This window comes from Ochrobactrum sp. Q0168 (assembly GCF_016427605.1).
Lineage (GTDB): Bacteria > Pseudomonadota > Alphaproteobacteria > Rhizobiales > Rhizobiaceae > Brucella.
In genome coordinates, this window is the sequence record NZ_JAELXQ010000029.1 from 1 (window position 1) to 21,533 (window position 21,533).

Below are 21,533 nucleotides of genomic sequence, written 5' to 3' on the forward strand. Positions count from 1 at the left end.
GGAGAAACGCACGACCGGCCTACGGCTTATTCAGCAGCTTGGAAAAGCTCTCTGCGCGGTCCGCGGTTCGCTATCTTCCTCATCATCATCGCGACGCATTGCTGAAAAACTCATTTCTCCCGCGTTCAATGGCTCGCGGAGGCGACGCAAAGACCATCGATGACGGCGTTGAGGTCGCCCAGCAGACTGCTGATGACGAGAACAATGGCCTTGGCGCCAACTATATCAGGTGGCAAGACATAGAGCCTCTTCCGCCTTGTGTGCGGAAGAGCATCCTGTTCTTATTTAACTATCAGCGGACCGCCCATTGCGGGGGCAGCGGTTCATAACTTTTTCAAGGCATAGCGAATGCTTTAACGACAGTTGGTTTCTTGGCTGGATACCAGGTGACTGCCCGCTTGTCGCGTTATGCGGTCAAGCTGAGTCAGGCGCTCCGGTGCTGTGGGACAGCAAAATAATACCAATCAACCTTAAGTTTGCGGCGAAGGGCGGCGGGTATTGAGCCTGTTTGTGCACCGGGCCGCGTGCCCAGAGCGTAAAAATCTGTGTTCTGAAATCTGCCACACAACGAAACAACAAACGCGGCAATTCCACAAGCCGTTAGCGTCGCAATCGGCAGAAGGCTTGTAACCACCGCCTCCTCCGTAGCTTATGGAGGCATCAAAAAACGTTAAAGATAAAGTTGCTGCGCTGGAGTTTAGTCTGGCTAATTATAGTAGCTGGTTCAGTGCTACAGCGGCATCACCATCGATAATGAGGCCGTTGACGATGCCACTTTTCAGAAGTGCTTTGGCCGCAAGCGCTTTCTCCTGCCCGGCGATGAGCAGCACGACTTGAACCTTCTTCAGTTCGGCAAAGCTGAGAGCGATGGTGCGCTGATTCATCTCGTGCTCGACCTGCTGGCCGTCCTTGTCGTAGAAAATGCCGTTGGTGTCACCGATTGCACCGGCGGCACGCAGGCTTTCCAGTTCGGATTTGCTGAGCATGTTCTGGCGGCGCAGCAGTGAGTCCTCCGTCAACTCACCAGCGCTGATGAAGCAGACGGAGGCGGTGCGGGCAATGTCCAGCGCACGCGCCACAGAACGTTGCGAGATGAGGACTTTTCGGTCTTCTGCGGAATCGGCGATGAACGGAACCGGCAGGAAAAAGCCTTGCCCGCCCGTACGCCGGGCCAGCATGTGCACAACTTCAAACGGATTATAGGCGGAGTTCGCGGTCAGCGATCCCATGACGGAGATGAAACGCGCCTGTGGCGCGCGTACACCTGCAAGTTGTAATGTCATCTGTTCGATGGTTCGGCCCCAACCGGTGCCGATGATCGCTTCCTCGTTGTCGGCCAGAAAGCTTTTCAGATAGGTGGCAGCGGCAACACCGACGGCCCGGAATGAAACCTGCTTGCGGATTTCGGATGCAGTATCTTCACCGGCATGAAAGCCAAATGGCGGTGTTGAAATACAAAAATCCAATCCATGGCGACGCATCAGCTCGTTTTCCACGGGCAATGTGCCTGCGTTCTGATGGTCGATGGAAATGCTGACAAGGCCGCTTTCGCGGGCCTCACCCAATATCTTGTTCACGCGCGCCCGGGTCAGGCCCAGTCGGGATGCGGTCGCCTCCTGGTTGAATCCTCCAACGTAATAGAGCCACGCGACGCGCACCATGAGGCTATCTTCGGATTCGCTCATTTGTCCCTCGTTCAATTCCTGTATGTCAAATTACAAATGTATTTCTATTTGACATTTGTAATTTGACGACGCTTAATACCAATCGTTCCGGCGGACAAGAGCGCGAAAGAGCGGGCAGGTCAATCGGAATGGAACCTGAAGCACAGGCAGCCGAATGGCGTTTCTGGAGGAGCAGAGACCGACATTCGCCAGTGCATCGGGTGTGGAGGAGTGCGGAAGGCGATGGGGCCATCCGTAACAGACGCCAGCTCGAACTGAACTGCATGTGTGCCGGGAAACAGTAATTCAAAGCCAGTTGTGGAGCCAACCACATGGCCTTCGGGAGGAAAAAATGGGTTCGGAACTTTTTAGGAAAACCATGGCTGTCGCAGCTCTGGCCATGCTCATGGGCACGGCAAGCGCGTCTGCTACCAATGTGGCCTGGGTGCATTCCAACGCTGCGGCGCAGTCCGAGCAGCGTGCAAAAGCCGGCTTCGATGCCTGGCTCAAAGAAACCAACAAGGATTGGAGCATCAGCGTTCTGGATAGCGGCGGCTCGGGCGAACGCACGGCGTCAAACATTCAGGATGCAGCCTCGCGCGGTGTTGACGCAATCATTGTCAGCATGTCGGATCTGCGCGCCTCGCGTGCTGCCATCGATTCCGCTGTTGCGGCCAAAATCCCGGTTTTCGCCATCGATAGCGGTCAGGTTGACGGCGTTGTGGTCGATGTCACTACTAATAACTGGGCCATGTCGGCTGATGTGTCGCCATATTTGCTCAATGAAATGGGCGGCAAGGGCAATCTGATCTTCCTGCGCATGGCAGAGCACCACGGCACGCGCAAGCGCGGCGACGTGATGGAAACCGTGCTGAAGGAATATCCGGAAGTGAAGGTCATTGCCGAGCACAATATCGATTACACGGCTTTCTTCGAAGATACGACCAAGACCATGCAGGACTATGCATCGCGCTTTGGCGAAGACATCAATGCCGTGTGGGCGCCTTGGGATGAGCCTGCACAGGCTGCCATCAACGCACTGAACGCTGCCGGATTGAAGAATGTCAAAGTCATCGGCATCGACGGCCATCCGCAGGCGATCGAAGAAGTCTGCAAGCCTGATAGCCTGATGATCGCAACGGTTTCGCAGCCATTTGAAAAGATGGGCGCACAGACCGGCGAATGGATCGAGAGCATTGTGGTCAAGAAGGAAGACGCTGCAAAGGTCATTCCGTCGAAGACCGTTTATCTCAATGCGCCGCTCGTCACCAAGCAGAACTGCAAGGACTTCCTCCCGAAGAAGTAGGCAAGCCCCCAATGTTGCCTGCATCTGGCCGGAGCGTGAACGTTCCGCGCTCCGGCCTCTTTTAGAGTAGATAGAATTCATGGGAGTTCTCCGATGGCCGTAAGCCTGTCGCAGATCGTTATGTCCTATCCCGGAACGCTGGCGCTGGATCAGGTGAGCGCCGAGTTCCGGTTTGATGAGGTGCATGGACTGATCGGAGAAAACGGCGCCGGAAAGACCACTCTGGTCAGTATTCTTGGCGGCAGCAAAAGCCCGACTTCGGGCACGATCACCATTGATGGCACCGAGGTGAAGCTTGCAAGTGCCGGTGATGCGCTGCGCAAGGGTATCGCGCATGTGTCGCAGGAGGGCAGTCTCGTTCCCGGATTGACCGGCGCGCAGAATATTCTGCTGGGCGACGAGCCTCGCATGGGCCTTGGTGTGATCGACAAGCGCAAGCTGCTGTCGCGCGCCAATGACTTGCTCAAGCGCTGGTTCCCTCAAGTTTCCATCGACCTCGACGAGCAGGTCGATATGCTGCCTATGGCAGATCAGAAGATCATCGAGATTGTCCGCGCACTGCGTGGCAATGTCCGTTTGCTCATCCTCGATGAACCCACGGCGACATTGCCTGCACGCGAAAAAGAGAGCCTTTGGGAGATCATCAAGACCCTGCCGCAGCAAGGCGTCGGGATCGTTTTGATCAGCCATTTCCTTTCTGAAATCATGGCATTGAGCGATAGAATTACAGTTCTGCGCGATGGTCGTCACATTGCGACGCTTCAGGCCACGGAAGCGAGCGAAGCCGGGTTGATCGATATGATGCTGCAACGCTCGGGCGGCAAGACGGCGATGGCGCAGGAAGCCAGTTACAATCGCAGTTTCGGTCCTGTGGTGCTGGAAGTCAGCAATTGGCATGCCGGTGGTCTGCACGTTGACAAATTTTCCATCCGTGCGGGTGAGATCGTCGGTCTGATTGGCCTGACTGGCGCTGGCCATTTTGGCTTTGCCCGTTCGCTTTATACGGCAAGCGGCGTCACCAGCGGCACATGCCGTTTTCAGGGTGAAACAATCACCCGGATCGATGCGCGCACCATGCAGAAAAAGGGTGTTGCGCTGGTTCCCGATCACCGCATGGAATATTCGCTGATCGGCGATTGGGACGTGCGTGAAAACCTTGCCATGGTGCATCCGTCCTTTGCGGCCTTGAGCGGTACAGGCGTACTGTCGATGCGCCGTGAAGCGCAGGAAGCCGACCGCACCATGCAGCTTCTGAACGTGAAAGCGCATTCGCGCAATCAGTTCGTGAAGGATCTGAGCGGCGGCAACAAGCAGAAGGTGTCGATCGGCAAGTGGCTTTACGGCGCAGACGATCACTACCGGCTGATGATTTTCATCGAGCCGACGGAGGGTGTCGATATCGGCGCGAAGCGTGAAATTCACGCGCAGATGCGCAGGCTCGCCGACAAGGGCGTGGCCATTTTGGTCACCTCGTCCGACCTTCTGGAAATTGCAGACGTGGCAGACCGCGTTATCCCCTTCGTGAATGGCTCCCCGGGCGCGGAAATTCCGCGTGAGGCCTTTTCCGAAGCGAAGTTTATTGCCGCGATGGCAGGAGTCATCCTATGAATACACAGAACCCCGCTGTTGCCCCGCAATCGTCGCGTCATGCGCAGAGCTTCGGCAAGAAGCTCAAGGGCGAATGGCTGCTGAAATATTCCACGCTCTTCGTGTTGCTCCTACTGTTCGCGGGCTTCTCGTTGACGGTGGACCGTTTTTTGACAGCCAATAATCTGCTCAACATTCTTCAGCAGATTGCCATGCTCACCATCGTCGGCGCGGGCCTGACCTTCGGTTTTGCCGCACGCGAAATGGACCTTTCGGTCGGATATATGGTCGGGATGGCCGGTGTATTGGTGCCTCTGCTGCTGGTCGCGGGCACACCCTTGCCTTTGGCCTTGCTTGCTGGATTGGGGGCAGGGTTTGTCGTGGGGGCCGTCAATGCGGCGCTCGTCACTCTTGTCGGTGTGCCTTCGCTGATTGCCACGCTTGCCATAGGCTCCATTCTTTATGGCATCAACTTTCTGATGACCGGCGGACGGGCGATCTATGGTGGCCTTCCGGCCAGCTATCTCTGGCTGGGACAGGGACAGCTTTTCGGTATTCCCGTGCTTGCCTATGCAATGGTGATCGTCGTGTTCGTCGCTTGGTTCATCATGGAGCGCACCGTCTTCGGCCGTTACATCTACGCTGTCGGGGGCAATCTCAAGGCTGCGGAACTTTCGGGCGTCAACGGTCGCTTCTATCGAGCGGCTGCGCTGATCGTTTGCTCTATCTTTGCAGCGGTCGCGGGTGCGCTTCTGGCGGCGCGTCTCGGTTCCGGCCAGCCCAATGCTGGTGAGCGCTATCTCCTCGACGGTCTTGCAACAGTTTTCATTGGCATGACCATGTTTCGACCCGGCACGGCAACAGTCGCCGGAACCTTCTTCGGCGCGCTGTTCATCGGCGTCATCAATAACGGCCTCAATCTGATTGGCATGGACACCTACATCCAGAGCATTGTGAAAGGCCTCATCATTCTCGTCGCGGTCGCGGTTGTTTCGCGTACCACCAAACTAAAGCTCCTCTGAGGGCACTGAACCGGACATCATGAAAAATTTACAACAGACAGGTCTGTCGGAGGCGCACGTGCAAAATCCGAGTAATTCCAATCTTCTTGAACTCTATAGAACGATGCGTCGTATCCGCACTTTCGAAGAACGCGTCGGCGAACTCTTCGTGCGCGGCCAGACGGCAGGTTCGATGCTTCACCTTTCCATTGGTGAAGAAGGTGCTGCCGCCGGTGTATGTGCCGCCATGCAGCCGCAGGACACCTTCACAACCCACCATCGGGGCCACGGTATCTTTCTGGCGCGTGGCGCTGATCCGAGGCAGATGATGGCCGAAATCGGCGGCAAGGAAACAGGCTATTGCCACGGCAAGGGCGGTTCCATGCACATTGCCGACATGGCGCTCGGTCATCTGGGCGCCAATGCCATCGTCGGTGGCGGTATTCCCGCCGTCGTTGGCGCAGGACTGTCGAGCAAATATCTGAAGAAGAATTCCGTTTCGCTCGCTTTCTTTGGCGACGGCGCGATGCAGCAGGGCATTCTTTATGAGAGCATGAACATGGCGGCCCTGTGGGGTCTGCCGGTGGTGTTCGTCTGCATCAACAACCAGTACGGTATGGGAACGCGGGTCGATCGGGCGACCGCCAACACGGCTTTCGATCAGCGCGCGCATGCATTCGGCCTTAACGGTGCTGTTGTCGATGGCATAGATGTCGAGGAAGTCAAGAATGCGGCTCAAGGGTTGATCGACGATGCGCGGCTCGGCAAGCCGGGCTTCCTGTCGGTCACCTGCTACCGGTTCTTTGGCCATGCGCGCATGGACAAGAGCCCATATCGCGCAGAGGCAGAGGAACTGGAAGGACGCAAGAAGGATCCGGTGAAGTTCACCCGCGATCGGCTCGTTTCATCCGGATTGGCGCAGGAAGCTGCACTCGACGCCATGGATGGCGACATCACTGCCGAGATGGACGCTACCATCGACTTCACTGTCGAGTCCAAGGCGCCGCCGCTCACCTCCATGTTCAAGGATGTTTATGCCGTGGACGAACCTGAGCCCGAACCCGTTCGCACCCGTATCGACCGCGTACTTTCCAAGGATGAAGCATAATGGTTGCCATGACTTACCGCGACGCGCTGCGTAAAGCGCTGGATGATGCCATGGCGGAAGACAGCACCATCGTCGTGATCGGCGAAGAGGTGGGGCGCTATGGTGGCGCTTATGGTGTCACGAAGGATCTCATTGGCAAATACGGCCCTGAACGCCTGATTGACACGCCGATATCCGAACCGGCCATTGTCGGTGCTGCGGTTGGCGCTGCCATGACCGGCCTGCGTCCGGTTGCCGAGCTAATGTATATTGATTTTCTGGGCATGACGATGGACCAGCTTGCCAATCAGGCGGCTAAGATCCGCTATATGTTCGGTGGTCAGATTGGCGTGCCGATGGTTCTGCGCACCCAAGGCGGCACCGGACGTTCCGCCGGCGCCCAGCACTCGCAGAGCCTTGAAGCCTGGGTCATGCATACGCCGGGTCTGCGCCTGGCCATGCCAGCCACGGTTCAGGACGCTTACCATCTGCTGCGCCAGAGCCTGACGAAGCCCGACCCTGTGGTCTTCATCGAGCACAAGGCTCTCTACACCCGCAAGGAAGAGGTCGATCTCGACGCCGAGCCGCTCGCATGGGGCAAAGCCGCTGTGCGCCGTACCGGCAAGGATCTCGTCATAGTCGCCTATTCGCGCCAGCTGCACTATGCGCTCGATGCTGCCGAGAAGCTATCCGCTAAGGGTATCGAGGCGACGGTCATCGACCTGCGCACGCTCAACCCACTGGATTTCGACACGGTGCGCGAACATGTCGAGCGCGTCGGTAAGGCGATGGTGGTCTCGGAGGGTGTGATGACCGCCGGTGTTGCGGCGGAACTCGCCGCTCGCATTACCGAGGAATGCTTCGACTACCTCGAACAGCCGGTGGTACGTGTTGCCGGTGAGGACATTCCGATTTCAGTTTCGCAGGAGCTTGAAACGGGTAGCGTTCCGACGATCGATTTCATCCGCTCCGTTGCCGAGAGAATGTTGTCATGAGTGAACGGATTTTGAAAATGCCGCGCCTTGGCGAGACGATGGAGGAAGGCAAGATTGTCGGCTTTCTCGTCAAGCCGGGTGACAGTTTCAAGCGCGGGGATTCGATCATTGAAATCGAAACCGACAAGACGGTAGCCGAATTTCCGGCATTGGGTGACGGCACGCTCAATGAGTGGATCGGCGCTATTGGCGACCATGTGGTTGTCGGCGCGCCTCTGGCGCGCATCGACATTGGCACTGGACCCGACTGGACCAGCGACGGCGAAGATGAAGCGCCGGAATCATCGGCGGCGACTGCTCAAGACGTTGAACCAGTTCAAGGGGCTGTGGAAGCTTCCGTTACCAAACCTGCTGCTTCTACAAACAGCGGTGATCGTGTTCGCGCAACGCCACTTGCTCGCAAGGTTGCTCGCCAGAATGGCATCGACATCAATTCGCTTTCGGGCAGCGGACGCCGGGGTCGAATCGAGAAGGAAGATGTGCTTGCGGCTTCTGACGGTTCGAAATCGAATGGCGCCGTGCATTTTATCGATCTTGCAAATGGTCGCGTCGCCTATCTGGATCAGGGGCCGAAGAACGGCCGCACAATCCTCTTGCTACACGGTTTCTCCGGCGACCGGACGACCTGGAGCGGCATTGCAGCGGGTCTGCGGCGTGCAAAATGCCGTGTTATCGTGCCCGATCTGCCTGCCCATGGACTAACGACAATCGATGCCGCGGACGCGGCTGAACTCAGCGCCTTCCTGCCTGCGTTCCTTGATGCTCTGGGAATTGCCGAGGTTGACATCGTCGCGCATTCTCTTGGTGCCGTCGCTGCGGCGCAATTTGCTGATGCCCATGCAGACCGCATTTCGAGCCTGACGCTTATCGCGCCGGCGGGACTTGGTTCTGAAGTCGATGCCGGCTTTATCTCCGGCATGGCCAATGCAACGACGGCTGGCGAAGTCAGCCATCTGTTGCGCCGTATCGCAGCCAAGCCGGTCGAGCTTTCACCGGAACTGGCGGCGGAATTTGCGACCACCACGGCCAAGGGGCGTCTCAAAGCGCTTTCGGCAGCGATTGTGGGTCCTTGGGGGCAAACCTCCGACATCGTTCCGGCCCTAGAAAAGCTTTCTCGCGCAAAGCCAGTTCGTGTTCTCGTTGGTCTGCTGGATCGCATCATCCCATGGCAACAGGCGACCGCATTGCCATCATCGATTGCCGTGCATTTCCTCGGTCAGTCCGGCCATATGCCGCAATGGGATCAGTCCCAAGATGTGCTTGATCTGATTATAAATTCCACGGGGAGCTCCCATGACTGACGATGTCAGGCTAGGTCTGAAAGAAGCGCAAGCACGGCTTGGTGCATTTGCAAAATCTGCACCCGAACTGATGAGTGGCTTTGCCAAGGTGAGTAAGACCGCAACGGCCGCTGGCGCGTTTTCATCGGCGCAGCGCGAATTGATTGCGGTCAGCATTGCCGTGGTGAAGGGGTGCGAAGATTGCATCCTCTACCACGTGGACGCGGCCATCCGGCACGGCGCAACCGAACAAGAACTGATCGAAGCGCTTGAAGTCGCTGTTGAAATGGGCGGCGGCCCGGCAGTCATGTATGCGGTCAAGGCGCTGGAAGCATTTCGCGGCCTGAGTTGAAAATCGCGCGATGAGGCATGCGAAGACTGGAGGAGTTTTCGCAGCCGCCTCGGGAGGAATTGAATGGCTTATTTTCTCACCGCCGACGGAGGAACGGAAAGTATCCGGGCACGGGTTTACGACTTGTCGGGCACTTGCCTTGCAAGCGCGGCAGTTCCCTATGAGACGAAGTTTTCCAGCGGCGCGCGCGCGGAGCAAAATCCGGAAGACTGGTGGTCATGCTTCGTCCAGGCCGCACGCAAGGCGATAGCGGAATCGGCTGTCGACCCGTCGGCAATTGAAGCGATCACGCTGGCGACGACCAGCTGCACGGTCGTGGCTCTGGATGCGGACGGCAAGCCGCTGCGCCCTTCGATCATCTGGATGGATGTCCGAGCAAGTGCCGAAGCGGATGCCGTACTTGCAACCGGCGATCAGGCCTTGCAGGCCAATGGCGGCGGGCGAGGGCCGGTTTCCGCGGAATGGATGATCCCGAAAGCCTTGTGGATCGCGCGCAATGAGCCGAAAGTCTTCGAGAAGGCAGATACAATCTGCGAGTATCAGGATTTCATGACCTTGCGTCTGACCGGTGAAAAGGCGGCGAGCCTCAATAATGTCTCGCTTCGCTGGCACTATTCGACGGATCGCGACGGCTTTCCGGTTACGCTTCTGGAGAAACTTGGTCTTGGAGCTCTGCTACAGAAATGGCCATCTCGCGTAGTCGCGCCCGGCGAAGTTATTGGCGGGCTTTGCGCATCTGCTGCTTCCGCACTTGGCCTTTCGCAGCGCGTAAAGGTGGTGCAGGGCGGAGCCGATGCACTCATCGGCATGATCGGCCTTGGCGTTGCCAAGCCGGGTCAGCTTGCGCTGATAACCGGTTCATCTCACTTGCAATTTGGTGTTGCAGATAAGCCTCTGCATGCGCCGGGCATTTGGGGCAGCTATCCCAACATGGTCTATCCGGGACGCTACATTATCGAAGGCGGGCAGACTTCCACCGGATCTATCATCGCATGGCTTGGGCGCATGATGAACGGCACCATGGATATGGACGCGTTGAACGCCAAGGCGGCTGCGCTGGAGCCGGGTGCAGAAGGCCTTCTGGTGCAGGATCATTTTCAGGGTAACCGCACGCCCTATACCGACGCCTTGTCTCGCGGCGCAATTGTCGGTCTAACGCTGGCGCATGAACCGCATCATATCTTCCGTGCCATCATGGAAGGTATCAGTTTCGGCACACGCGCCATTCTCGATGCTATGGCCGAGGCTGGTTATCGCGGGGAGGAAATTACGGTTGGCGGCGGGGCCAGCGCATCGCCGCTCTGGCTGCAAATCCATGCCGACACGGCTGGGTTGCCGGTCTGCGTGCCGCAATCGCGTGATGCGCCTTCTGTCGGGGCTGCGGTTCTGGCCGCGCATGGGGCTGGCCATTTCGCAAGTATTGATGACGGCATTGCCGCGATGGTCAGACTGGGCAAGCGTATCGAACCACGTCCGCGCGAGACCGCACGCTACAATGAAATCTACCAGCAATATCGATCACTCTATCCGGCGCTGAAGGCCGTACAAGCTGCCTGAGGCATTGTAGTGGGAGGACGAAATGCTCAAAGATTTTCAACTGGCCGGCAAGCGCGCTGTCATAACCGGTGGCGCAAGGGGTATTGGGCGAGCCATTGCCGAGCTTTTCGTTGAAGCCGGCGCGACGGTCATCATCACGGACCGCGATGAAGCGGCCGGGAAGCAGACGGCCGCGGAACTCAATGCGCGCCGTCCTTCATCTGCAAGTCCCTACATTCTGGATGTCACGGATCGTGACGCAGCAGAGCGAACAGCCGAAGCGATTGCTGCCGAGGTTGGCGTTCCCGACGTTCTGGTCAACAATGCGGGCATTGTTCGGAACGGCCCGGCGGGCGAAACATCTGAAGCAGATTGGCGCGCGGTGATCGACGTCAATCTCAACGGCGTCTTCTTTTGTGCTCAGGCCTTTGGCAAACGCATGGCTGCTGTAGGGAGCGGTGCCATTGTCAACATCTCTTCCATGTGCGGCGAGATTGTTGTCTATCCGCAGCCGCAGGTTGCCTATAACGCTGCCAAGGCCGGGGTAAACCTCATCACCAAGTCTTTGGCTGTTGAATGGGCAAAGCAAGGCGTGCGGGTCAACGCGGTTGCGCCGGGTTACACCGCAACGGAACTTACGCTTGCTGGCCGCAGCAATGAGGAGTGGTTTTCAAACTGGATGCGCATGACGCCGCAGGGTCGGCTGGGAGAACCGCGAGAGATCGCTAATGCTGTTCTGTTTTTGGCGTCCGATGCCGCAAGCTTCGTGACGGGAACTGTGCTTGCCGTAGACGGCGGTTACACCGCGCTTTGATTTTGGGAGAATAAGATGACTGAACAGGCAAAAATTGCTCTGGTCACCGGCGCAAGCCGTGGTATTGGCCGAGCTATCGCAATTGGTATGGCCGCGCGCGGCTTCGATGTGGCGATCAACGACATCGAGCGTCAGAAAGATGCGTTGCAGGAGGTGGCACAGGAAATCCAAGCCACAGGTCGCCGCGCCCTGACCGTCTATGCCGATGTGAGCAACAAGGCCGATGTTGAAGCGATGGTCAAGAAGACGGCTGATGCTTTTGGTCGTATCGATGCAATTGTCAACAATGCAGGTATTCTCATCGCCAGCGATGTGGAGCACCTCAAGGAAGAGCATTGGGATAGCGTTCTCGATGTCAATGCGAAGGGAACGTTTCTCGTCGTTCAGGCTGTGTTGCCTTACATGAAGCAGCAGAAATACGGCCGCATCGTCAATATCGCTTCCATCGGCGGTAAGCACGGCGCACCGGAACAGGCCCATTATTCCGCATCGAAGGCCGCCGTCATGGGCTTTACCCGCGTTCTCGCACAGGAGGTTGGCACTCACGGGATTACGGCCAACTGCATCTGCCCGGGGATTATCCTGACCGATATGGGGCGGGTCAATCTGGACGATGTTGCCGTGCGCCAGTCCTGGCAGGAAAAGACCGCCATGCGCCGCATTGGTGACCCGGAAGATGTCGTCGGACCCGTCGCGTTCCTGGCATCAGATGATGCGGCTTTTGTGACAGGACAGAGTCTGAATGTGGATGGTGGTATCGTGCTGACCTAGAGCGGATCGGATCTGTGTTATTCGGATCAGCATACGTCTATGGCTGTACTGGAGCACTTGTCATAAGTACCGGTGCCGATCTCTCAGTCTTGATCGCGACCGCCGCCGCGTGTCTCCTGTTTGAAACAGATCCCGTGATTATCTGTTAAATAACGAATGAGGAAATAACGTCTATTGATGCGTTTCTTTTTTTATTTATATTGATACTAAATGTACTATGTCACTATAGAGGCAGAGAAAGTACGTCTAACAAAGGCGATTTGAAAGCTATAAGGTGATCGAAAAATTTCGGTCAATCCTTCAAAAATATCTTTTACCAAAATGAAATAATTCTAGCTGAGGACGGATTCTTTTCGCTTTTGAACAACTATCATCCGCAAAGAAAATTTTTAGACTGCGAATCAATGCATAACCCAATTGGTTTTGTGATGAGAGCTACAGTATTGACTGGCAATCTGAACAATATACGTGGATCAGTGCAGAATGCCGGTGCGCAGTACAGTATTAATGCAATGACGGTCTATCCTAGAACATTAAAGCTGGATTAAATCAGAATCCATCACGCGCTGTCTATAGAAACGATGAGCGTCAAAGCGCCATTCTGGTTCGAGATCAGTCACGATATTCTATTTGTCGATGCCCCATGGCTGTTCAATCAACTTCATGTGCTTCGCAAAGCCTAGATCAGAACACCGTCGATTTACGGAATACTTTCATCATGCGATGACCTCGGATATTCCATCATCAGCAGTATGCGACAGGGGCCAGCTATCGGGGCATAAATGTGCGGTTCGCTGCCTTTAAATACGATGTGCCCTCCTGTTTCCAAAACAACAGGGTTGTCCGTCGGGCCTATTCTGATAGCGCCATCCAGCACAACAACGTGTTCGATGCCTGGATGTGTAGGTGAAACCAATGGCTCATCGTAATATGGGACATAGCAATTATAGAGGTTCCATAATGTCGGTCCAGCAATGCTATACAAAAACGACATGTGGATTCCGGGGCCCTGCAACTCAGTTTCCGAAGCTGTCATTGAGACACTGGTTGTTTTCGGTGTGATAAAGTCGCCAGGGGTAACACGCAGTACCCTCGCCAAGGCGCCCAGCGTCAGAATTGTTGGATTTCCTTCCCCTGTTTCAAGCTTGGATAGTGTTCCTTTGGCGACACCAGATTGAGATGAAAGTTGCGATAAACTCATTTTCCGATTAGCTCGGAAATAGCGGATGCGCTCGCCGATCCGCTTTGAAAATTCACTTTCATTGCCAGTTTCGTCGGCTTTATTCATATTCTTTCCTATTCGATCGGCAGTCATCAAATCGCATAGATGTCACTCCTCGATAAAAAGCGAGTGACTTCGGTTCAATATTCCCGGGTCTTGGCGTTAAGCAGGTCTGCTCATCTCACTAAAAAATCCTCAATAATACGTATTGACAGCCCGTCAAATGCTGTTCATTTTAACGAACGTTCATTTTAACGAACAACCTTTTGAAGCTAATTAAGCAGCGAATGTCAATCTCTTAAAGCGTTCGCACACGAGAAATAACGAATAAGGGGAAGATAATGCGTAAAGATTTCGACCCGGCAAATCTCTACAAACGTTTGCCATACGGAACGACTGTTCCGAGTGAATGTCCGTCTATGCCACAAATCAGTTTTGATTGTCGTGTTGAGGCTACTTGGATCGAGGAAAACTTAAAAAACACACCGTTCAATGCTGCGAGTGACCGCATTTTGATCTCCGCCTCTGACTTTGGAAATAATAAAGTCGTCGGTTTCAAAGATGTTATGATCGTGGCCGCTGTTGAGTATAAAGGGAAACTTGGCGGGCATCCCTTGCTCGAGTTTGAAGATTTGAACCGAACGGTGGCCGGCGGTCGTGAAAAATGGGGGTACCCCAAACTTTTCGCGGATATCAGTTTTGACCAATTACCCGAAGGCAATGTGACGTGTAACGTTTCCTTGGCCGGTAAATCAATCCTTGAATTGAATTGGAAGCCCGATACTGCAGAGCGAGTAGCGCCAACTTTGGAGGCTCTGCAACTATGGCCACATTATCTTCTTCGGCTTTTACCAGACTGTTCCGGTGAAGGTATGGGATTTGCCGAAATCTTAAATCGCGACACGTCTGAGGACGTGAAAATCATCAGTCGCAATAAGGGCATAGGCGCTATAAAACTCGACACGTGGCCTGAAAGGGAAATGGATTACTGTAACCTTGCTGGCCTTAAGATTAAAGAAATTCTATCTGCAGAATTTGTTGTCTCAGATTGGCGAGCCACTGCAGAAAATGGATGGGCGCATTTACTTGAACGCATCATCTAGAGGCAGTTTCGATCTGATTTGATCTGATCGGCGCGTCTCAAACATTTGCTTTAACGCCCATAGGTGTCCGGAAACCGTTGCACACTTTTTGGCATGCGCCCCTATCCCTCAATCCCGTATCCATTGTATTCTAAAGGAATGCTATTATGGTGAATCTAATACGGACTGTCTGCACCACTCTTGGTTTCGCAATTGCACTGACCCAAAGCTATAATACCGCTGCACAAACATTGCCTGAAGGTGCAGATGCTGCACTCCATGGCAAGATTCCTGAGCACTATCAAAATGGTCTCGTTGCAGTTTACGATCCTCAATATCCTCCTAGCTATTTCGTTGATGAGAATAACGAGATGTCGGGGTATGTCATCGATCTGCAGAAAGCCATTGCCCGCAAACTTGGTGTCGAAATAAGAATGGAGTCGACTAAGTTCGCGGGGATTATCACTGGCATGCTCGGTAAACGTTATGATTTATCATATTTCCATTCAACACCCGAACGGCGCGAAAAGCTGACTATAGCTGATTTTCAGCGTACCGGTACCTCTGTAATGGTACTGGCGGGAAATCCGAAAAATCTCGATCTTTATGAACTATGCGGCAAAAAGGTCGGTGTTTCGACTGGAGGGCAACAAAGTTTGGAGCTGATCCCGAGGCTTCAGGAAAAATGCAAAGAACAAAACGCAGCCGTAATTGAAGTTTCAAACTTTCCTGGCCCCAATGAAGGTAGCCTAGCCGTAAAAACAGGGCGGATAGACGGATGGGTCGGTGATGCTCCTTATGTGGGATACATCATGATGAAGAGTAAAGGCGCATTTGAGAAGACGCCGACGTCAGATCTTACCGGTTATTCCGGGTTCGCTTTCCGTAAGGATGACCCGATGGCTGCCCTGTTTAAAGAAGCTTTGGATGCGCTTATTATTGATGGCAGCTATCAGAAAATCATGGAACACTGGAATATCCCGGAACTTGGTCTCAAATCTGCGGCAGGGCAGTGATGACTGACTCTGTCGTGTCCAAAACATTAGTGCCTTTGGGAGGATCCAAACGGCCTAAAAACGCGCACGACCTTCGGGTCGTACGCAAAATCTCTTATGGTCGTTGGCTTGCGGATGCTGCTATTGGAATTTTGCTTCTTGGATTTATGTGGTCAAGTGCCACGAATCCTAATTTTCAATGGGATGTCGTTGCCAAATATTTGACCAATGCTTCTATCATAAATGGACTGTGGGTTACGCTGCAACTCACGGTGATTGCGATTATCGCAGGTACTGCTATCGGAATTGTGCTTGCTCTGATGATGTTGTCCGATGACCCATGGCTGCGCGGCTTTGCGGCTGGCTATAAATGGTTATTTCGCGGGACGCCATTGTTGGTACAATTGGTGTTCTGGTTCAACATTTCTGCCCTTTACCCTGATATTGCTTTGCGGCTACCCGGCGGATATGAGCTATTCTCATTCTCGGGTAACTCTGTAACGCCATTCATGGCTGCAGTCTTGGGGCTGGCACTTCATGAGAGTGCCTATATGGCGGAGATTGTGCGTGGCGGCATCCTGGCCGTTGGGCCCGGCCAAAATGAAGCCGCGACCGCACTCGGCATGCGTAAATTACAAGCATTCTGGCGAATTGTCTTGCCACAAGCACTCCGCCTGATTGTCCCAGCAACCGGCAATCAAGTCATTCTCATGCTGAAAACGACCTCACTTGTCAGTGTTATAGCCTTGCCGGAGTTGCTTTACACGACTCAATCGATTTACGCGCGTACCTTTGAGATCATCCCCCTGCTTATCGTTGCAAGTATTTGGTATCTTCTTGTCTGTTCTATACTTGGCGTCGGTCAGCACTTTTTGGAGCGAAAACTTGGTCAGGGTTATAGGCGGTAACAATGCACAATTTCGAAAGTACTAAAAGTTTAGATGCGCCTAATGAAGAACCTATGGTGCTCGCTGAAGGCGTAACAAAATCCTATGGAGACGTTGAAGTTCTCAAGGGGATCGACCTAATTGTCAGCAAGGGAGAAGTGGCCTGTTTGATCGGACCTTCCGGTTCAGGAAAGTCTACTTTCCTTCGTTGTATAAACCATCTTGAGCATATCAATGGAGGTTGGCTGTCTGTTGATGGTGATCTTGTCGGATACCGGCTCGACGGGAATAAGCTGATCGAACTTGGCGAAAAGGAATCTGCGGCAAGACGCGCAACAATTGGCATGGTGTTTCAGCAGTTCAATCTGTTTGCTCACAAAACTGCACTGCAGAACGTAATGGAAGGGCCAATCGCAGTCAGGAGAATGGACAAAAATTCTTCGCGAGAGCTGGCACTCGATCTGCTTGAACGTGTTGGTCTTAAACATAAGGCTAACTCGTATCCAAGTCAGCTTTCCGGCGGACAGCAACAACGTGTGGCTATTGCGCGCGCTCTTGCCATGCAGCCCAAGTTGATTCTGTTTGATGAGCCGACCTCTGCACTGGATCCTGAACTGGTGGGGGAGGTGCTTGAAGTCATGCGCGGTTTGGCCAATAGCGGTATGACAATGGTTGTTGTCACACATGAGATGAACTTTGCTCGTGACGTTGCCGATACTGTTTATTTCATGGATGGCGGTGTTGTCGTAGAGAAAGGCCCGCCAAACCAAATATTGACCAGCCCCCAACATCCAAGAACACGTGAATTTCTCAGTAATGTGGGATAGGATATCTTGTTTATGCAATTCGTCTACCGTAGTAGACAAGCACCCTGCAATTTATGGCGGCAGGACTACTTGTCGGCGTCTTTATTGAACGAAAAGTAAACAGCGGTTTCAATGCCATGGTTGAACTGGAAACGCTCCAGACCGACCATAGCGGATAAGCTCACATCATGTCTCTTGCAGGCGCAGAAACATTTCATGGTTTGCGCAGAGTGTTGTTGCGCGCAATTCACCGGCAATGGGTTCGTGAATTGACATCGATGGTTGGCAATCGGGTGAGCCATGGAGCCATCAAATGAAACGAGGAGAAATTATGTCTCAAAGACAATCGATAGCATCATTGATGAGCCTTGGCGGTCGCCCGGCAGGTAGCCAGCGTGAAATCAGAATTATCGATACAACTTTGCGCGACGGACATCAGAGCCTTTGGGCGACCCGCATGCGTACGGACCATATTTTGTCATTGGCGAGTGATTTTGATCAGGCCGGGTTTTCACAGATCGATCTGATGGCACCAATCCAGTTTGATGTTTCGGTGCGCTATCTGAAGGAAGATCCGTGGGACCGTGTGCGGCTTGCACACAAGCACGCGCCAAACGCCCGCTTTCGCGCGCTAATCCGTTCCAAGAATATTGCTTCGTTCGACTTTCTTGCCGACGATGTTATCGAGGCCTGGGTTGAGAGGCTTTATGCCAATGGCTTTCGTGTTATCGGCTCGTTTGACGGTTTGAACGACATCGATAATATCGCCCCTGGCCTTATTCGTGCCAAGGAACTTGGTGCATCGACCTTTGGTGCTTTGTCTTTTTGCGAAAGCCCGGTGCATACGGATGAACTCTACTTTGCCAAGGCGAGGGAGCTCCTCGATAAGACCGATGTTGATGCAGTAATGCTCAAAGATGCTGGTGGTCTGCTAACACCAGAGCGAATTCGTACCCTTGTACCTGCAATCAAGGAAGTGATTGGCGACCGGCCTTTGGAACTGCATAGTCATTGCCTTACTGCCCTGGCTCCGCTTGTTTATCTGGAAGCGGTTGAGCTTGGCTGCGATGCGTTGCACACCTCCATTGCACCATTGGCAAGTGGTGCGGGACAGCCTTCCACGCAACGCATCGTGCGGGATCTTCGAGCGCTTGGTTATGTGGTCAATGTCGACGACGCTCGTATTGCTGCAATTAGTGACAGGCTGATCGAGATTGCAGAGGATGAAGGCAAACCCCTGGGTAAGCCGGTCGAATATGACGGCTTACATTATATGCATCAGCTACCGGGCGGCATGCTATCGAATTTTCGCTCACAGCTTGAAACTGCAGGTCTTTCGCATCGCTTTGACGAGTTGTTGCATGAAGTGGCACGGGTTCGAGCAGAACTTGCTTTCCCGATCATGATTACGCCGTTTGCGCAGTTTGTGGGTACGCAGGCAGTCATGAATATGATCTCCGGTAATCGCTATGGGATGGTGCCAAACGAGATCAAGAAATATGCGCTCGGCTATTATGGCAAGCTTTTGGCGCCGATTGAACCTGAACTCTTTGCGCGCATCCTTGCCAATGGCGCATCCAATATTGCGCATGATCCTGTTCCAATCCCGCCGATGTTGCCAGATTTGTGGCAGCGTTATCCAAACGAAAACATTGATCATCTGCTGCTGCGGGCAATGTTTGCGGGAACGCAGGTCGATGAAATGCAGAAGGCCGTCGCCTCGGGCGCGCGCGTTGATGAAAGCGTGCGGCCACTGCTTGGCCTGATCAAGACGCTGCACAACAAGAAAGCCACTGGCACAATTGCCCTCAAAACGGGCGATCTGCAGATCAACCTCCAGAAAGGAGTAAAGAAAAATGTCGCTTAAATCGCCTGATCTCAATGAATTGCGCGCCATTGTCGACTGGGTCGGCGTGACTGAGGACTTGCAGGAATTCTCTCTCAAATATGGCGATGTCGAACTCTTTGTTTCACGCAACCACAATAAAGCTGGCCTTATCTATGATGATCCGGATGCGGTAGCTGCGCAAGCACCTGCGAAGGCGGTTACCGCATTGCCACCGGTAGAGCCGCCGGTCGTACCCACATCGGCCAAAGCTTCAACCGGGATTGAAGTCGGTGTCGATGAGGTGGTTGTTAAGGCCCCCATGGTGGGCACTTTCTATGCCGCGCCAAAGCCCGGTGCGGCGGCCTTTGTTGCGGTTGGCGATGCGGTGGAGGCCGATACGGTGCTTTGCATCGTCGAAGTGATGAAGCTGATGAATAATATCGAAGCAGGCATTGCCGGAACTGTCACTCGTGTCCTCGTCGAGAACGAGCAGGTCGTTGAATACGGCCAGCCGATGGTGGTGATCAAGCGCCGCGCCTGACACCGCTTCCTAGAGCCCCGATTTAATTGAGTTAGATCGGCGCTCTAGTTCCTTTTATTTCAAGCATAATCTTGTCGATCCTGGGTCCACTCCAGTCGGATTATGCTCAAACAAGGTTATGATAATGCCGGATCTCATTAAGACCGTTCTGATTGCCAATCGCGGCGAAATTGCCTTGCGTATCATTCGGGCTTGTAAGGAACTCAACATCCGCTGTGTGCTCGCTCATTCTGATGCTGACACGGACTCGCTGCCTGTCAAATTGGCAGATCAGAGCGTTTGTATTGGTCCGGCTGCACCAAGATTCAGCTATCGCAACGCTCACGCGATCATCGGGGCGGCTGTTGCGGTGAAGGCGGATGCTATTCATCCCGGTTATGGCTTTCTGTCAGAGAACGCTGAATTTGCGCAAATTTGCGAACAGAATGGTATTATCTTTGTCGGGCCAGCCAGCCATGTGATCCGCACCATGGGCGATAAGATCGAGGCCAAAAAGCTTGCGCGGCGCGCAGGCGTCCCAACCGTGCCGGGTTCGGTTGAAGTCATCAGCGAATATCCAGAAGCGCTCTCGGTGGCCAACGAGGTCGGCTTTCCTCTGCTTATCAAGGCGGCTTCGGGTGGCGGTGGCCGGGGTATGCGCATCGTACAATCCGGCGATACGCTGGAACGCGATCTTAGCGAAATCATGTCCGAGGCGGAAATCGCTTTTGGCGATGCGTCCGTCTATATCGAGCGCTATCTGACCGATATCCGCCACATCGAAATACAGGTCATGTCTGATGGCGAGACAGTACTTCATTTTGGTGAGCGCGATTGCACCACACAGCGCCGCAACCAGAAGCTGATTGAAGAAGCGCCATCGCCAGTTCTGGATGCAGCGCTGAGGCAAAGCATGTCCGAGGCGGCAGTCGCGTTGTGTCGGGAAGTCGGATATCGCAATGCCGGTACGATTGAGTTCGTGTTCGATAATATCGATCGCAATTTTTACTTCATCGAGATGAATACCCGCATTCAGGTTGAGCATCCTGTGACAGAAATGGTGACGGGTGTTGATCTGATTAAACTTCAGCTGCAAATCGCCAGCGGTTTTCCGCTTGAACTACGGCAGGACGATATCCGCTTGAGCGGACATGCTATCGAGTGTCGCATAAATGCGGAAGATGCTGCCCGCAACTTCGCGCCAAATCCGGGTGCTGTGCCGCAGTTTCGTGCTCCGGGCGGGTTTGGTGTGCGTCTCGATAGCCATCTAGAAGTTGGATATGTGATCCCGCCCTTTTACGATTCAATGGTTGGCAAGCTGATTTGTTGGGGTTCCGATCGCGATGAGGCAATTGCCACGATGCAACGTGCACTGGACGAATTGGTTATCGACGGCGTCACGACCACCGCACCATTCCATAAGCAAATCCTCGCTCATCCGAAGTTCAGGAAAGGGAATTTTAACACGGGCTTTGTGGCCGATCTCCTCGAAAATATATAAGGATAGATCCGTTGAAGATCGGGAAGTGCAGGCTAGGTCGTATACTCATAAATAGCCTAGCTATTTGAATGAATTAGTGATTTAAACGCCTCGTAACACGAGGTATTTGATGTCACGTCGTCGCTATGAACTGACAGAACGGGAATGGTCGATTATTGCGCCGCTGTTGCCCTGCAAACCTCGCGGCGTGCCCCGCGTTGATGATCGCATGGTGCTCAATGGTATTCTGTGGCGGTTTCGCACCGGGTCATCATGGTCCGAAATCCCTGAGCGCTATGGTGTTGCAACGACCTGCTACA

At 54.0% G+C, this 21,533-nt stretch carries 21 protein-coding genes; 19 read left to right on the forward strand and 2 right to left on the reverse strand.

Annotation, left to right across the window (positions count from 1 at the left end; all coding sequences use genetic code 11):
- On the forward strand, positions 1–329 hold a 329-nt coding region (locus JAU75_RS23970), incomplete at its 5' end, for a hypothetical protein (protein ID WP_210339397.1).
- Between the two features lie 381 nt (positions 330–710).
- On the opposite strand, the gene JAU75_RS23385 is transcribed toward JAU75_RS23970, so the two are convergent.
- Positions 711–1,685 (reverse strand): sugar-binding domain-containing protein, encoded by a 975-nt coding sequence (locus tag JAU75_RS23385; protein WP_199058876.1) that lies wholly within the window; start codon positions 1,683–1,685, stop codon positions 711–713.
- Between the two features lie 358 nt (positions 1,686–2,043).
- Here JAU75_RS23385 and JAU75_RS23390 point away from each other — a divergent pair, with 358 nt between their 5' ends.
- The 10 genes from JAU75_RS23390 to JAU75_RS23435 all read left to right on the forward strand — a co-directional run bounded on the left by JAU75_RS23390 (position 2,044) and on the right by JAU75_RS23435 (position 12,393).
- Positions 2,044–2,970, forward strand: coding sequence for a substrate-binding domain-containing protein (locus JAU75_RS23390; protein ID WP_247880604.1), 927 nt, complete (start codon positions 2,044–2,046; stop codon positions 2,968–2,970).
- 93 nt (positions 2,971–3,063) lie between these two features.
- Entirely contained in the window at positions 3,064–4,578 is a 1,515-nt protein-coding gene (locus tag JAU75_RS23395) for a sugar ABC transporter ATP-binding protein (protein ID WP_199058878.1), read from the forward strand.
- Positions 4,575–5,579 (forward strand): ABC transporter permease, encoded by a 1,005-nt coding sequence (locus JAU75_RS23400; RefSeq protein ID WP_199058879.1) that lies wholly within the window; start codon positions 4,575–4,577, stop codon positions 5,577–5,579. Before JAU75_RS23395 ends, JAU75_RS23400 begins: the two co-directional genes overlap by 4 nt.
- Positions 5,580–5,637: 58 nt before the next feature.
- Entirely contained in the window at positions 5,638–6,666 is a 1,029-nt protein-coding gene (locus JAU75_RS23405; protein ID WP_371836240.1) for a thiamine pyrophosphate-dependent dehydrogenase E1 component subunit alpha, read from the forward strand.
- Entirely contained in the window at positions 6,666–7,640 is a 975-nt protein-coding gene (locus JAU75_RS23410; protein ID WP_199058881.1) for a pyruvate dehydrogenase complex E1 component subunit beta, read from the forward strand. The genes JAU75_RS23405 and JAU75_RS23410 overlap by 1 nt, the downstream gene beginning before the upstream one ends.
- Positions 7,637–8,941, forward strand: coding sequence for an acetoin dehydrogenase dihydrolipoyllysine-residue acetyltransferase subunit (locus tag JAU75_RS23415; protein ID WP_199058882.1), 1,305 nt, complete (start codon positions 7,637–7,639; stop codon positions 8,939–8,941). Before JAU75_RS23410 ends, JAU75_RS23415 begins: the two co-directional genes overlap by 4 nt.
- Complete coding sequence (locus tag JAU75_RS23420; RefSeq protein ID WP_199058883.1) at positions 8,934–9,272, forward strand: carboxymuconolactone decarboxylase family protein; 339 nt, start codon at positions 8,934–8,936, stop codon at positions 9,270–9,272. The genes JAU75_RS23415 and JAU75_RS23420 overlap by 8 nt, the downstream gene beginning before the upstream one ends.
- A 63-nt stretch (positions 9,273–9,335) precedes the next feature.
- A complete protein-coding gene (locus JAU75_RS23425) occupies positions 9,336–10,829 on the forward strand; it encodes an FGGY-family carbohydrate kinase (protein WP_199058884.1) in 1,494 nt (497 codons plus the stop codon).
- Between the two features lie 22 nt (positions 10,830–10,851).
- Positions 10,852–11,622 carry an SDR family oxidoreductase gene (locus tag JAU75_RS23430; RefSeq protein WP_199058885.1) on the forward strand — a complete coding sequence of 257 codons (771 nt, stop codon included), beginning with the start codon at positions 10,852–10,854 and terminating at the stop codon, positions 11,620–11,622.
- Positions 11,623–11,637: 15 nt separating this feature from the next.
- The gene (locus tag JAU75_RS23435; protein WP_199058886.1) at positions 11,638–12,393 is read left to right on the forward strand and encodes an SDR family NAD(P)-dependent oxidoreductase; all 756 of its coding nucleotides are present in this window, start codon (positions 11,638–11,640) and stop codon (positions 12,391–12,393) included.
- 700 nt (positions 12,394–13,093) lie between these two features.
- Here the strand turns inward: JAU75_RS23435 and JAU75_RS23440 are convergent.
- Complete coding sequence (locus JAU75_RS23440; RefSeq protein WP_199058887.1) at positions 13,094–13,681, reverse strand: XRE family transcriptional regulator; 588 nt, start codon at positions 13,679–13,681, stop codon at positions 13,094–13,096.
- A 275-nt stretch (positions 13,682–13,956) separates the two neighbouring features.
- Between JAU75_RS23440 and JAU75_RS23445 the strand changes: the two genes are divergently transcribed.
- From JAU75_RS23445 to JAU75_RS23480, 8 genes are all read left to right on the forward strand, one after another.
- A complete protein-coding gene (locus JAU75_RS23445) occupies positions 13,957–14,718 on the forward strand; it encodes an acetoacetate decarboxylase family protein (protein ID WP_199058888.1) in 762 nt (253 codons plus the stop codon).
- 146 nt (positions 14,719–14,864) lie between these two features.
- A complete protein-coding gene (locus tag JAU75_RS23450) occupies positions 14,865–15,713 on the forward strand; it encodes a transporter substrate-binding domain-containing protein (protein WP_199058889.1) in 849 nt (282 codons plus the stop codon).
- On the forward strand, positions 15,713–16,600 hold the full coding sequence (locus JAU75_RS23455; RefSeq protein ID WP_199058890.1) for an amino acid ABC transporter permease: 888 nt from the start codon (positions 15,713–15,715) through the stop codon (positions 16,598–16,600). The genes JAU75_RS23450 and JAU75_RS23455 overlap by 1 nt, the downstream gene beginning before the upstream one ends.
- Positions 16,601–16,602: 2 nt before the next feature.
- Entirely contained in the window at positions 16,603–17,406 is an 804-nt protein-coding gene (locus tag JAU75_RS23460) for an amino acid ABC transporter ATP-binding protein (RefSeq protein WP_371836241.1), read from the forward strand.
- A 310-nt stretch (positions 17,407–17,716) separates the two neighbouring features.
- Complete coding sequence (locus JAU75_RS23465; RefSeq protein WP_199058891.1) at positions 17,717–19,252, forward strand: hypothetical protein; 1,536 nt, start codon at positions 17,717–17,719, stop codon at positions 19,250–19,252.
- On the forward strand, positions 19,242–19,754 hold the full coding sequence (gene accB, locus JAU75_RS23470; protein WP_199058892.1) for an acetyl-CoA carboxylase biotin carboxyl carrier protein: 513 nt from the start codon (positions 19,242–19,244) through the stop codon (positions 19,752–19,754). Before JAU75_RS23465 ends, accB begins: the two co-directional genes overlap by 11 nt.
- A 124-nt stretch (positions 19,755–19,878) precedes the next feature.
- Complete coding sequence (gene accC, locus JAU75_RS23475) at positions 19,879–21,234, forward strand: acetyl-CoA carboxylase biotin carboxylase subunit (RefSeq protein WP_199058893.1); 1,356 nt, start codon at positions 19,879–19,881, stop codon at positions 21,232–21,234.
- Between the two features lie 109 nt (positions 21,235–21,343).
- Positions 21,344–21,533 (forward strand): transposase (locus tag JAU75_RS23480; protein ID WP_199058794.1); only part of this gene is annotated, 190 nt, incomplete at its 3' end.